12 protein-coding genes are annotated in these 14,619 nt (G+C 40.5%); 10 read left to right on the top strand and 2 right to left on the bottom strand.

Going from position 1 to position 14,619, the window contains the following annotated elements:
* Nucleotides 1-34 precede the first annotated feature (34 nt).
* Both IL356_RS03155 and IL356_RS03160 read left to right on the top strand, forming a co-directional pair.
* On the top strand, nt 35-1,456 hold the full coding sequence (locus IL356_RS03155; protein WP_162987777.1) for a hypothetical protein: 1,422 nt from the start codon (nt 35-37) through the stop codon (nt 1,454-1,456).
* A 24-nt stretch (nt 1,457-1,480) separates the two neighbouring features.
* Complete coding sequence (locus IL356_RS03160) at nt 1,481-2,329, top strand: N-acetylmuramoyl-L-alanine amidase-like domain-containing protein (protein ID WP_121847246.1); 849 nt, start codon at nt 1,481-1,483, stop codon at nt 2,327-2,329.
* Between the two features lie 175 nt (nt 2,330-2,504).
* On the opposite strand, the gene IL356_RS03165 is transcribed toward IL356_RS03160, so the two are convergent.
* The gene (locus IL356_RS03165; protein WP_121847245.1) at nt 2,505-5,315 is read right to left on the bottom strand and encodes a ThuA domain-containing protein; all 2,811 of its coding nucleotides are present in this window, start codon (nt 5,313-5,315) and stop codon (nt 2,505-2,507) included.
* A gap of 182 nt (nt 5,316-5,497) precedes the next feature.
* Nucleotides 5,498-6,385 (bottom strand): AraC family transcriptional regulator, encoded by an 888-nt coding sequence (locus IL356_RS03170; protein ID WP_121847244.1) that lies wholly within the window; start codon nt 6,383-6,385, stop codon nt 5,498-5,500.
* Nucleotides 6,386-6,592: 207 nt separating this feature from the next.
* Between IL356_RS03170 and hemA the strand changes: the two genes are divergently transcribed.
* The 8 genes from hemA to IL356_RS03210 all read left to right on the top strand — a co-directional run bounded on the left by hemA (nt 6,593) and on the right by IL356_RS03210 (nt 14,595).
* A complete protein-coding gene (gene hemA, locus IL356_RS03175; protein ID WP_121847243.1) occupies nt 6,593-7,849 on the top strand; it encodes a glutamyl-tRNA reductase in 1,257 nt (418 codons plus the stop codon).
* Nucleotides 7,846-9,417: a hydroxymethylbilane synthase gene (gene hemC, locus IL356_RS03180; RefSeq protein ID WP_121847242.1), complete on the top strand. Its 1,572-nt coding sequence runs from the start codon at nt 7,846-7,848 to the stop codon at nt 9,415-9,417. Before hemA ends, hemC begins: the two co-directional genes overlap by 4 nt.
* A gap of 114 nt (nt 9,418-9,531) precedes the next feature.
* Nucleotides 9,532-10,557: a uroporphyrinogen decarboxylase gene (hemE, locus tag IL356_RS03185; protein ID WP_121847241.1), complete on the top strand. Its 1,026-nt coding sequence runs from the start codon at nt 9,532-9,534 to the stop codon at nt 10,555-10,557.
* A gap of 17 nt (nt 10,558-10,574) precedes the next feature.
* On the top strand, nt 10,575-11,927 hold the full coding sequence (locus tag IL356_RS03190; RefSeq protein ID WP_121847240.1) for a TrkH family potassium uptake protein: 1,353 nt from the start codon (nt 10,575-10,577) through the stop codon (nt 11,925-11,927).
* 1 nt (nt 11,928) lies between these two features.
* Nucleotides 11,929-12,468 (top strand): GNAT family N-acetyltransferase, encoded by a 540-nt coding sequence (locus IL356_RS03195; RefSeq protein ID WP_121847239.1) that lies wholly within the window; start codon nt 11,929-11,931, stop codon nt 12,466-12,468.
* Nucleotides 12,465-13,103 carry a hypothetical protein gene (locus tag IL356_RS03200; protein WP_121847238.1) on the top strand — a complete coding sequence of 213 codons (639 nt, stop codon included), beginning with the start codon at nt 12,465-12,467 and terminating at the stop codon, nt 13,101-13,103. Before IL356_RS03195 ends, IL356_RS03200 begins: the two co-directional genes overlap by 4 nt.
* Nucleotides 13,100-14,002, top strand: coding sequence for an oxygen-dependent coproporphyrinogen oxidase (gene hemF, locus IL356_RS03205; protein ID WP_121847237.1), 903 nt, complete (start codon nt 13,100-13,102; stop codon nt 14,000-14,002). Before IL356_RS03200 ends, hemF begins: the two co-directional genes overlap by 4 nt.
* On the top strand, nt 13,993-14,595 hold the full coding sequence (locus IL356_RS03210; protein WP_162987776.1) for a hypothetical protein: 603 nt from the start codon (nt 13,993-13,995) through the stop codon (nt 14,593-14,595). Before hemF ends, IL356_RS03210 begins: the two co-directional genes overlap by 10 nt.
* Nucleotides 14,596-14,619: the final 24 nt, after the last annotated feature.

A 14,619-nucleotide genomic window follows, 5' to 3' on the forward strand; every position in this document is an offset into this window, starting at 1 on the left:
ATTGTCTACTTTCACCAAGCTTAAACCCTAGCTCATGAATATTAGACACTGTTGCCTATTATTTTTTTCCTTATTGGTATTTATTAATTGTGAGGAACCGGAGGTTATCGAAGAAGTCACAGATTTCGAACAGGTTCAAGAACCTAGTGAAGAAATAGAAGAAGAACAAGAAACTGAAGAACCGGAAGAAGCAATCGAACCCGAACTGATTACTTATTTGACTTTTAATTCTGGTGAAATGTATAGTTCAGAAGATAATGACAATTATATAATATTGCATGATCAGAACGGAAAACTACTTGATTACAAAGCTTTTGAGAACAATGAAACCTTTGTCTTTGAAAAACTGGATTCTGCTCTTGTAGATGTAAGCAGCATAACCGTCACATTAGCAAGAATGAATTCGAATCAGGAATATGGGACCTTTAACGTAATCAACAGCTTCACAGGAATAGAAAAAGGTCTGATTCTACATACTAATACGAACGAGAAAGACTCAAGCGAGGAAACTAACAGCCTAGAGATAAAGTCAGGGGATAAGCTCTACCAAAGAGTTTCTAAGAACAATAGTGAACGAGGCAATTATAGTATATATGTTCACAATGTTGATGGAGTATCTCAAATGGCTGTTTCCAATAACCACGGAGATTATGGCGTATTTGACCTCGATATTGATACGGATACTTATGTATTAGCAAATAGAAATTTCAAGAGAGACGAAGAATACTTTATTTACATTGAAGATTTCTCTGGAAATTATAGGTACACCTATTTCAAAACCCCACAACTAGACTCAGATATTATTTTAGACTTTAATGATTTTAGCAAATTTGATCAATTCGTGGATATAAATCTTCCTGAACATCAAGAATTACGTTATCTCGTCAAATTTAGAGAAGACCTTAACAGCCCTAATGGCTACATGACCACGGGAAGAGTAACAAGCTATGGTGAAAAATCTACTGCTCGATTCGGCTTCATAGAAGGAATGCCAGACTATAGAGCAATTTTAAGCTTAAAGGTAGATGATACATGGGGGTATGGCATAACGGGTAACTTTAACTCTATTCCACAAGAGCAAGATTTACCTTTCATTTCCAAACCAAATTTCGAAATGGTAAACAATGACCTTCATCATCTAGAATACACGACAGATATTTCTTATATAGCTTATACTTCTTATTGGAAACATGAGGTTGATGAATTAAATCAGCCCTATTACATTACTGCCTGGACCATAGAAGGATCAAATAAAGAAAAACCAATTATTGGTCATTTACCTGAAGAAATATTAGCCAAACACCCTAATCTAGAATTAGAAAAATTAAACTACAGTCAAACAACTTTGACTACTCAAGGAGCTACTTATTCTGAAAGAGTCAAACACTTGTTTGATATGGAGGAATACGAAACAAAACCAATGTACCAGCACATTACAATGTATGCAGACAAATAAGATGTAATTCTTAACTTTGGTTGAATGAAGATTAACCAAAGCCTCTTAGCCGTCTATTTATTTTTCTGTTGGAATTTGGCCAATTGTCAACAAATCACATGCTCCCCAGCGGATAAACAAGCTGTAGAAGATAAATTGGTCGAAATTGAGGGCCTTCTGGAAGACGATTTTGGCAAGACCCTCATTAATATCGGAAAGACCTTTCTAAAGACGCCCTACGTTGCCAAAACTCTCGAAATAGGTGATACCGAAACTTTAGTCGTTAACTTACAGGGGTTGGACTGTACCACTTACGTAGAAAACGTATTGGCATTTGGAACACTCTTAAAACAAGGCAAATCGAATTTTGATGACTTTACAGAAACCCTTGAAACCATTCGGTATAAAGACGGAGAGTTGACAGGGTATGCTTCCCGACTTCATTACTTTTCAGAATGGATCGCCAACAACGAAAAAAAAGGCATCATCAAGGATATCACCTCTGAAATAGGAGGAACAGAAATTAAAAAGGATATCAACTTTATGAGTACCCATAGAGGCCTATATCCATTTCTATCCGACGACACCAACTTTGAAAAGATAAAGGCCTCCGAAAATTATTTAAATAACCAGAGCATTTGTATGCTGCCTCAAGACCAAATTGAAGCAAACGAACATCTTATCAAAAGCGGAGATATTATCGCGCTTACTACCTCTATTAACGGGTTGGATATTACCCATACCGGTTTTGCCACCAGAGAAAAGGATGGACGCATTCATTTGTTACATGCCTCTACAGGGTCTATGGAAGTAAAAGTTTCTAAAAAACCATTAGCGGAATATTTAAAAGGCATCAAAAAAAACACGGGTATTATGGTTGCCCGACCGCAATAAGAGCTATTCAACAAACCAGTCAGTCTTTAACACGTAAAACAACTACTGAATAAGCTATAGTATTAGTGGCTTACCGGCTTCATAAGGTATTTAGTCTGAGTATTGAAGTCAATCTTCCTATTACTAAAATTACAAAACCAACCCAATGGTCGGTTTTATAAAATCATTAACCAAATTACCTCTCCAAACAATAAAAAAGGCCACCTAGAAGATGTTGCCTAAAATTAGGCTCATCGTAAGCCGCATTGGAGTGCCCACCAGCAGTATAAAACACTCGACCACCATCATATTCTTGATACCACGAAAACGGATGGTAATTTCCGTTGGTTCCACCCTGGTAAGAGCTCTCATCGAGCATAATCAAGGGGTTGATTCCTGAGTAGATATCTTTAAAATTATACCATTCTTCAGTGCGCGTCCAAATACTGGGTAAATGCACAGTCGAAGAATGACTTGAGTTCACTACTTCTAAATTGGCCTCCTGAATATTGGGGTGGCCATTAAAATAAGCACCTACCAATTGCCCGTACCAAGACCAATCGTACTCGGTGTCGGTAGCAGCGTGTACGCCCATAAAACTACCTCCTGATCGAATATAGTTTTCAAAGGCGGTCTGTTGGGTACTATTTAGAACATCCCCCGTGGTATTAAGAAAAACCACTACTTTATATTGTGCCAGATTGGTCGTATTGAAATCTCCACTATTTTCGGTCTGTACTACTTCAAAATCATTGGATTGCCCCAACGCTTGAAAAGTGGCTACCCCTTTTTCAATGGATGAATGTCTAAACTCAACAGTCTTCGTAAAAATCAAAACTTTATCTGTCTCAGGCTCTTCCTCCTGAAGGGTTAAAACCGAAATACCTAAACTTTTTCCCGATTCATTGCCTTTTGCATCGTAGGCGGAAATTTCAAACCTATATGTAGTGGAAGGTGTTAGACCGGTAATTTTAGTAGATGTAGTGGTCGCAGAGGTTACTTGTTCGTTGTCTTGATAAATGTAATAGCCCATCACCTCAGTATCATCGCTTGAGCTTCCCCACGATAAATCAACGGTGGTTGTTGCTGTTTCTGTAGCTGTTAAATTCTGGGGTACAGAAGGCGGAGTAGTGTCTTCTACTACTGTAGGTTGGGTCGACACCCTCAATTCGGCACTGGGTTCAGACATGTTTTCGGCCTCATCCATTGCCCTTATTTGAAAACCATACTCTGTACCAGCTTCTAGATTGGTAACTTGATAAGATGTCGAAGTAACCGAAGTAATATTAGTGCCATTTTGATAGACCAGATAACTCGCTACAGTTGTATTATCGGATGAAGCTTCCCAAGTTAGAGTAATCGAATTTTCAGAAATTTGGCCCGAAGATAAATTGGCAGGTGCTGTCGGAGGCTCTTCATCATTGGGTGAAGTTACCTCAGCCAAAGTAGTGGCCTCTACGGTAACACTTTGATCCGATTCTTGCTCATTTTCACCAATGGAAGTGACCGAAAATCTGTAGGTGGTCTCAGCTTCTAAATCTATAATGTTCAGGGGGCTTTTCTCTGTATTTGCTTTGAATATACCGTCTTGATACACCTTAAATACACTAATCGCGCTGTCCTTTGTAATTTCCCAGTGCAATTCCATTGAACTGCTAGAAATATTGGAAATCGATAAACTGGTTGGAACAGGCGGTGCACTTTCTTCTGGCGAGCTACTTTCTTCTTCTGTGGTCAGGGATAAATTTTCACTTTTGGGGGACTCTCGTCCATCTTCAACCACTAACGATACGGTAAAGCTGTAAGTAGTTTTTGGAGAAAGGGAATTTACCTCAAAAGAAGTGTTTGATGTAGACCCAATGAGTACATCATCTTGAAACACGCGAAATTCTTGCACCGACAAAGTATCGGAAGGTTGGCTCCATTCAAAAGAGAGAGATTCAGAGCCTACTTCAATGACTCGTAAATTGTCAGGTGGTAAAGGCAAGGTTGAAACACTATCCTTTACCTCATCCTCCAAAGTTGTTACACGCAAAATTTCTGAAAAAGGCGATTCTCTTTCTTCGTTATCCCAAGCAGTTACTGCAAAACCATAGGCATTTTGGGGCTGTAAATCTTTTACTTGATAAAGATTATCTTTTACAACACCTAGCAATATCGAGTCTTGATAAACCCTAAATGCGGTAATTTGTAGACTATCCGCCATAGAATTCCATGACAAATCAATCGAATTAGAAGTTGTATTGGTGCTTCGCAAACCTACAGGCGCAGGTGGAGGTAAAGTATCTACCACTGCCTCTGCTGGCTTGGTAATTATTTCAACTATGTTACTAGGCCTTGTGCTTTTTTCTTGCCCATCTATGGCCACTACATAGTAAGAGTACTCGCTTTCAGGCAATAAATCCCGAACGGTATACTTCGTTTCTTTTAAGGCAATGACCTCAGTAGAATCTTGAAACAGTTTAAACTCTTTTACTGATGAAAGGTTAGAATCTGTGCTCCAACTTAGTTGAACGCTCGTAGGCATTATACTATCTATTTTCAGCTTCGGCGTCAACAACAAAACACTGAAAGGATTAAGGCTATCTATATTGACAGAATCACGAGGCACAGAATCCATAGCTTTGGTTACTACTAGTAATTCCTCACTGAAGGTAGACTGGTTACCAGTTTTGTCGGTTGTTCTAACTAAAAATTGATAGGAAGTCTCGGGTTTTAAACTTTTGGCCCAATATTGGGTAACAGTATCTCTAAAGACCTCAATACTATCTTGATAGACCACATAATAGGCGACCTTTTCGTGGTTCGAAGACTTCTCCCACGTCACAACGGCCGAAGAATCTGTAACTGTGTTTGCGGTCAATCTTTTAGGAGGCTCCGGAAGTGCTATATCCGGTAATATCATTTCCTCAGTAGGTTGCTCTTCGTCTTTTTGACAAGCGACAATAATAAGGGATAATAAAATAATTGTAAGGGAAAGCAGGCCAAACAGTGGTCTTTCTTTCATTTTCGAGGGAAGGATTTAGGGTAAATACCAAGCTATAGTTTCTCGGAATACAAAGTTCTAAATTTGATTGAAAAAAATTAACCCTTCCGCATTTTTTTTGAAAAAAACTTATTTTTTCGTCTTAAAGTTTGATGATTATAATTTTAACCCCTATTTATAAACAGCAAAATGTGAATTTATGATTAATTCGTGGCCAAAGCCATTAAATACTTTTTAGGCGTAGTGCCATACTTCTTTTTAAAAGCGGCTATAAAGTGACTGGCCGTGCTGTAACCTACTTTTAGGCCTACCTCATTAACATTGTGCTGACCAGTTTCCAGCATTTTGCGAGCGTACTCCATTTTGTAGTCAAATAGAAAACTATAAACCGAATCTCCATAAATCTGCTTAAAACCTTCCTTCAACTTTTTTAATGAGAGTCCGATTTCATCTGACAGCTCATTTAAGGTCGGGGGTTCGGCCATTCTTGAAATTATAATTTCTTTCGCCTTTCTTATGCGTCGAACATTGTCTTCATCGACCAAAAACGGACATTGTTCAATATCGGCATCATCGCTCTTGTTGAAATAGAGCGAAATGAGCTCGTACACCTTGCCTTTGATATAAAGTTCCTTTACAGACGGGTGTAGGTTGTAGTTCATTATCTGGCTCAAGACAACGGCAATGGCCGGGCTTACGCCCTCTTGAGAATAATACTTTTTATCTTTATTCTCTGCACTTAAAAAAGGTATATAATCGGCCTCTTTTGAAAACAAGGAATGGAATTTACGTATGGTCATCACCACCGATACCATCCACGAATTAGGGTTCAATTCCAGGTTCATGGGCAAATCCATTTGCGTGTTGTAAAGCAATAATGAATTTTCTTCGGAAACCTCTAGGGCATACCGCCCATCATTAAATATAAACTTGGCACTGCCCTTCAAACAAAAGTGAAACTGTATAAAACTACTTTTGATATCTCGGGTTACCTTTTGCATATCAAGACCATCGTTCTGAATTTTTAGAACGTAAAATCCATCTTCGATAAGTACCTCTTGAAACGAACCTACAGCGACATTTTTTTCCATATTAAAATCATGAATTTAATTCCCGTCTATTTAGAAACGTTCTAAATAGAATGATTGCCAGACAGTGTATTTACTACAAAAATATTGGTTTTCAGCGTATTTACCTTTCATTTTGACCAAAAAAACCCGAATCGACACTTATTGTACCTCTAGCGTTATTTTTATAGAAGATAGCCCCTTATTTTTGTTGCCGCTTTGTAAGCATTCATGAAAGATTACCATATTTCAAGACATAGTTCGTTTTACACCATAGGGCTGAGTTACCAGAAGGCAGATGCAGAGGTTCGGGGCAAATTCAGTTTAGACCCTAGTTCTATTGACCGCATTTTAATGCAGGCCAAGGCACAGGGTATCGATGGGCTATTGGTGACCTCTACTTGTAACCGCACCGAACTACACGGCTTTGCCCAACACCCTTTTCAGCTTATCAAATTGCTTTGTGACAACACCATGGGTTCTGTTGAAGAATTTCAAGATGTGGCCTATGTTTACAAAAACAACGAGGCAATTGGGCACCTTTTCAGGGTGGGTACCGGTCTGGATAGTCAGATATTGGGTGATTTTGAAATCATTAGCCAAATCAAGCAGAGCTTCGCCCGTTCGAAAAAGTTTGGTATTGCGAACCCTTTTATTGAGCGCTTGTGCAATTCGGTAATTCAGGCGAGCAAACGTATTAAGAACGAAACAGAGATTTCTTCAGGGGCTACCTCTGTAGCTTTTGCTTCGGTACGCTATATAATTGAAAATGTTCCTGAAGTATCGGAGAAGAACATTTTGCTTTTCGGTACAGGCAAAATTGGCCGAAATACTTGTGAAAACCTTATCAAGCACACCAAAAACAATCACATAACCCTTATCAATAGAACCAAAGATAAGGCTGAAAAAATAGCTGGAAAGTTCAATCTTCTGGTAAAAGATTACGGTGACCTGCAGACCGAAATTAGAAATACCGATGTATTGATAGTTGCTACCAGTGCTCAATCACCTACCATTTCAAAAGAACTGATCTACACCAAAAAACCATTGCTCATTCTTGACCTATCGATTCCAAAAAATGTGTCGGATAATGTTACGGATTTGGACAATGTCACCTTGGTTCATTTAGATCATCTTTCGCAGATTACCGATGATACGCTCGAACGCAGAAAGAAGTACATTCCGCATGCCGAGGAAATCATCGAAGAGGTAAAGCATGATTTCATTCAATGGTTAGAGACCCGCAAATTCGCACCGGTCATCAAAGCACTTAAAAAGAAGCTTAAGACCATGAAAGATGAAGAGATGGATTACCAATCAAAAAAGCTCAACGATTTCAATGAGCACCATGCCGATGTCATCTCTAACCGAATTATTCAAAAAATCACCAAGCAGTTCGCCAACCATCTAAAAGACGATGATGTCGATGCGGATATCAGTCTTGAACTTATTCAAAAAGTTTTTCAACTCGAAATAGAAACCCCATGAGCAAAGTCATCCGAATCGGTACCCGCGATAGCGAATTGGCGTTATGGCAGGCAAATACCGTAAAGGACAAGCTTGAGGCGCTGGGTCATGAAACAAGGTTAGTACCCGTAAAATCGACCGGCGACCTTGTACTTGACAAACCTCTCTACGAACTTGGCATTACCGGAATTTTCACCAAAACGTTAGACATTGCAATGCTCAATGGCGATATCGATATTGCGGTTCATAGCATGAAAGATGTTCCTACGGCGTTACCAAAGGGTATTGTTCAGGCGGCCGTTCTAGAAAGAGGCAACCACTACGATATTCTAGCCTATAAGAATAACGAAGAATTCTTGGCCGAGCGCGATGCCACAATAGCAACAGGCAGTTTACGTAGAAAAGCACAGTGGCTCAATCGTTACCCAACTCACACGGTAGTCGATTTGCGGGGCAATGTGAACAGCAGGCTTGAAAAACTCAAGACCAATGATTGGAACGGCGCCATATTTGCCGGTGCAGGTCTCCAAAGAATTGGGCTGAAGCCAGAAAACACCATCGGCTTGACATGGATGGTGCCCGCACCTGCCCAAGGTGCCATTGTAGTAGTGGCTATGGAAAACGACCCAGAAATTAGAGAAGCCTGTGCCGCTCTGAATCATGAACCTACTGCTCTATGCACCCAGCTTGAACGAGAATTTCTAAGAATTTTGGAAGGTGGATGTACGGCCCCTATCGGCGCACACGCATCAATAGACAAAAATGAGCAGGTAACGTTAAAAGGGGTATTGCTCTCTTATGACGGACAAAAAAAGCTGGAGGCAGACTTTTCAGCTCCGTTAGGAAAGCATCAAAATTTGGCAAAGGATTGTGCCAATAGCATTCTAGCCCGCGGCGGAAAGGTGCTAGTCAACCAATCAAGCGTAGGAGTCCTCAAGACACAGGTCTTTTCGACCAAAAATCTCTCACAAGACCAACAACAATTATTCAAGGAAGGTCTAACGGTCAAAAGTGAAGATTTTATCAAAATCAGCCCCAACCGTTTGCCAAAAACATTGCTCAATCAACCACATGAAAATGTAATCATTACGAGCAAAAATGCCGTAGAAACCTTATTTACCCAAAGTTCCGGCGAATTAAAATTTAAAAATATCTATTGTGTGGGCCGAAAGACCAAACGGCTCATCGAAAACCGTATAGGTCCTGTCAAGCATCAAGCCAAAAATGCCCAACAGTTGGCGGAATATTTGGTGGAGTATATGGAGGGTTTAGAAGTTACCTACTTCTGTAGCAACATTCGAATGGATGAATTACCGAAGATTTTGGGCAAAAACAATATAACGGTGAACGAGGTGGAAACCTACGCGACCAAATTATCTCCATCTGAAATTGGTGAAGAGGTAGAGGGCGTTATGTTCTTCAGCCCAAGTACGGTCGAAAGCTACATATTAAAGAACAGTTCAGATAAAATAGCTTATTGCATTGGGGAATCTACAGCGCAAGAAGCGAGAAAACATTTTAAGGAGGTGAAGGTAGCGAAGATACCGACGGCTGAAAGTGTAATTGAATTGGTGAATGGCGATTATTAGCCGAAAGTTAAAGTAACATTCGCGACTTTTGATATGGCGGCAATCAACAACAAATAACTTTCATCAAATAGTCATCAAATTCTAACTGATTACTAAGAACATTGAATTAAGAAAATGATAAAAAACGATTTATTCCTACGGGCCCTGAACGGAGAAACGGTCGAGAGACCACCGGTATGGATGATGAGGCAGGCCGGCAGGTATTTGCCCGAGTTCATGGAAATAAAGAAAAAATATGATTTTTTCACTCGTTGCCAAACTCCCGAACTAGCCTCTGAAATAACGGTACAGCCCATTCGTAGATACGGTATGGATGCGGCCATTCTATTTTCAGATATCTTGGTAATCCCTCAAGCCATGAATATCGAGGTACAGATGAAGACCAATTTTGGTCCCTACTTACCAAACCCGGTTCGCACCCCGAAAGATGTTGATGAAGTAATCGTTCCTGATGTAAACGATGCTTTGAATTATGTGATGCAAGCTATCAAGGCTACCAAAGAGAAACTAAACGATGAAATTCCGTTAATCGGTTTTGCCGGCTCACCTTGGACCATCCTTTGCTATTGTGTACAAGGCCAGGGCAGCAAAAGTTTTGACAAAGCGAAGGAATTCTGCTTTACCCAACCGCATGCTGCACATGCCATGCTTCAGAAAATTACCGACACTACTATAGCGTATCTGAAAGCAAAAGTGAAGGCTGGCGTAAATGCCGTACAGGTTTTTGATTCTTGGGGAGGAATGCTTTCTCCTGTCGACTATCAAGAGTTTTCCTGGCAATACATACAACAGATTATCGATGCCCTAAAAGAAGAGGCTCCCGTAATCGTTTTCGGAAAAGGTTGTTGGTTCGCTTTGGGAGAAATGGCAAAATCGGGTGCTTCTGCCCTTGGGGTCGACTGGACCTGTTCTGCCAAAAATGCACGTTACCTCAGTGGTGGCAACATCACTTTACAAGGCAATTTTGACCCAGCCAGATTGTTATCACCTCCCTCGGAAATCAAAAAAATGGTGACCCAGATGATCAACGAATTTGGTAAGAACAAATACATTGTTAATCTCGGTCACGGCATTTTACCGAACATACCATTGGACAATGCCAAGGCATTTATAGACGCCGTGAAAGAATACGGCCAATAAGCTAACTAGAGCTGTACATGAGCCTTTTAAAGGTAATTTCAGGAAGGTACTTAAGGTTTAAGCTAGGTCTGAGTCCGCAGCAAAACCTCTTTTATGGCTTTTTGAGTTATGTCGTCTTTGGCACGCTCTTCTTGTGCATACCTTGGCTTCAAAAAGTGCCCGTGTCATTTCTTGACAACTTGTTTGTTGCTACCTCTGCAGTTTCTACAACGGGTCTCGCAACGGTATCGGTCATCCATTCTTATAATTTTTTTGGCCAACTGGTCATTTTGGGCTTGATCCAACTTGGGGGCATAGGGTATCTTACCTTTACCACCTTTATGATTCTTTCCACCTCTAGAAAGATGACCCGATGGCATCAAAATATTCTTAAGACGGAATTTACACTTCCCAGAACTATCCAGATAAGTGATTTTCTTAAGTCGGTCATCTTTTTTACCTTGATAATGGAAGCTATCGGAACGGTTCTCTACTATATTTCTTTCAATCCCTTAGGCCTAGGTTTCTGGCAGACCTTCTGGAATGCACTTTTTCACAGTATAAGCGCTTTTTGCACCGCCGGTTTTAGTCTTTTTGAATCGGGTTTAACCACTTATACCGACCATTTACTGGTCAATAGCACCACTTCTTTCTTAGCGATTGCTGGTTCTTTAGGGTTTATCGTAGTTACCGATTTCGTGCTTTTTCTTAAGGAAAAAAACCATCAGCTCAGCTTTACGACCAAAATTATTCTCATGGGATCTTTGACCTTACTGACCATGGGCTTTCTCTTTTTCTACATCTACGAACCGACCATTAGTGAGTTGAATGGTAGCGAACGTATTTGGGCGGCATTCTTCCAAAGTATGTCTGCCATGACCACCGTGGGTTTCAACACGGTTGATTATGGGGCTTTTGTACTTCCCATGCTTTTAGTGACCATATTTCTGATGTACGTGGGTGCATCTCCTTCCGGTACGGCCGGAGGTATGAAAATAACCACCCTGACAGCAGTGATCGCCATTATGAAAAGTAGGCTTCGAAACCATACTAGAATTACGTTCTTCGGTAGGGCCATACCTTACGAACGATTGTACGTAGCCACCTCCTCTTTTATTTTTTACACTAGTATAATTGCTCTAGGAACCTTTGCACTCTCATTCATTGAAGATTTTAGATTTGAAGACTTGTTATTTGAAGTCGCCTCGGCCTTAGGAACCGTGGGGCTCAGCACAGGTATTACGGGTGATTTGGGCAGCTTAGGTAAGCTTATTATCATCGTTCTTATGTTTATCGGTCGGTTAGGGGTACTTACTTTTGGTCTTGCCCTTTGGGCAAAACAGCTGCAAACCGATGAAAAAAAGGCTTTAAGAGACGATATTGCCGTTTAATATGAACCACAAAAACCTTGGCTTTTTATTAGATCAACTCTCTGCCGATGATGCAGCGGCACTATCACGACTTATGGTGAAGAATAGTGAGAGGTTTGAAAGGTTTTTTCCAATGACATTGGCCCAAAACTTAACAGAAGAGGCTTCAAAAGCATTTATTTTGCTGAAAAACGTTGAATTCGACTATCAATCTGAATTCACTTTTGCCATCAGGGAGCAAGAGACTAAATCGGTAATTGGGCTGGTCATTCTGAAAAATATCGACAGAGACCTTTGGCAAGGTGAGCTCGCTTATTGTATTGATAGTGAATATGAAGGCAGGGGTTGGACGAGCCAAGCCATCAAGCAAACGGTAAACTTTGCTTTTACGAAGGTCGGACTCAAAACCTTGCAAATAATTGTTCATCATACGAATAAGGCCAGCATCGGGGTAGCCATGAATTGTGGTTTTAGTTACGTAAAGATTCTCAAAGAGGCTCATACTCCGCCAAATGAAAATGCATTGGATATGATGTTATTCGAACTCTACGCTAATCGATGATGAGGATTATTGAAAGATACGATAGGCAGTTTGAATATGCCGGTGTACTAATGGATGTAGTCATCGCCTATCAATTTTTCTCTATTTGGCATCACCCGACTATGGATGACCTTCCTCAGTTGGGCACCCTTTCTTTACTCATGATATTTGAGTTCATCATGGTACATTCAGGGGTCTTTATGGCCGTTATGCCCAAAAAAATATCTCTTTTTGTACTCATACCTTTCTATGGCGTCTTTGCTTGGGCTATGAATAATGCCCTAGACGACAATACGGTCATGTACATTTATCTCATGGTTGTTTTCAACCGAATGCGATTTGCCTTTTCAGATGTTTCTATAGAAATTAGAAACAGGGCTTTTTATAAGTCGGTGATGGCAGCTATGATGTACTTTTTTATGATTTTTATCTTTGTTTTCGGCGCTGATTATATTCCGAAGCTAGGCCTTACCGAAGAATTTATACGTTTAAGCGGCTATGGTAAAGATTTAAAGTATGAAGGCGCATTTGTCGACCTGCCCCACTCCGCTATGGCATTTGGCGTGTTCTACTATTGCGGTCTGGCCCTTATCGAGGCTTTACTTTTAAAGCGTACTTTTGCCCCTAAAACAAGCTCAAAGTCGATAACTTCATGAAAGAAACGTTTTTCAACTACATTCAAAATCTTCAAGATACCATTACCTCGAAATTAGAGGAGGTTGATGGCGTTGGCAAATTTCATGAAGATCAATGGATTCGAGAAGAAGGCGGCGGTGGTCGCACCAGGGTCATTGAAGATGGAGAGGTATTTGAAAAGGGCGGTGTCAACATTTCAAAAGTTCACGGCAAGCTACCTGATAGCATGCAAAAATATTTTGGGGTAAAAGATGCCGATTTCTTTGCCTGCGGATTGAGTTTGGTATTGCACCCCAAGAATCCCATGGTACCAACGGTTCACGCAAATTGGCGTTATTTTGAGATGTACGATCAAAATGGGGACATTGTAGATCAATGGTTCGGAGGCGGTCAAGATCTTACGCCCTATTATCTTTTTGAAGAGGATGCTCGGCATTTTCATGAAGTCTGCAAGCAGGTATGCGATGCGCATCAACCAGAATTCTATTCCACCTACAAGAAGAAATGTGACGAATATTTCTGGAATGCCCATAGAAACGAGGCCCGTGGGGTTGGCGGACTCTTTTTCGACTACTGTAAAGCACAGGAGGATTTTACTATGGAGGACTGGTACAACTTTGTTACCGGTGTAGGTAATAGCTTTTTAAACTCCTACATACCAATCGTTATAAAACGAAAAGATTTGCACTACACCAAAGAGCAGCGTGATTGGCAAGAAATACGTAGAGGACGCTATGTAGAATTCAATCTAGTACACGACAAGGGTACGCTTTTCGGCCTTAGAACCAATGGGAGAATAGAAAGCATTCTGATGAGTTTGCCACCTCATGTGCAGTGGAGGTATGACCATCACCCAACGAAGGACAGTGAAGAAGAAAAGTTGTTGCAAGTTCTCCAAAACCCTCAAGAGTGGGCATAAAGTGCAAATATGTCTTTTGCCTACTTGCTGTGGCATACATATTTTCATGTAAAAAGAAGACGGCCAAAAGTGATATTGAAATTGTGTTTACCCAAGACACACTACAAATCCCTTATACGTATTGGTGGGATGAAGCCGGACCCTTTATTGGTTATTGCGGCGAACCCTACAGCTTGGTCTTTACCGGGGTTCTTACACATCTCGAAGCTGCAGATGAAAAGGCAGGTCCGCTTTATACCTCTCAAAAAGGAGTCATTCAACTTGAAAAGGTACTTTACATAAATGACGAAATTGAAGGTAAGTATGCATCCCAGCGCTATGTAACTATGGACAGTTTTCATCAACTAGACCTGAAAGTTAGTGATAAGGTTCTCGTTTTTTGCTATGACTATGAAAACAAAGTCACCATACCAGGGGACAAATCGATTATTAAGATAGGAGATTATGACCATCCTTTGGTCGAGTCGACAAAAGAGTACATAGATTCAGGACAGAATGTACTTGAAATCAAAAAAGATTCGGCACTTTGGGCAGCATATGGTTATTGCGACTCCTTTAAAAGAATACTTAGGTGCAAAGAAGACTCTCCATAGGTTTATTGCTTCACTTTTAGCCCT

Source organism: Euzebyella marina, from assembly GCF_014855515.1.
Classification (GTDB): domain Bacteria; phylum Bacteroidota; class Bacteroidia; order Flavobacteriales; family Flavobacteriaceae; genus Euzebyella; species Euzebyella marina.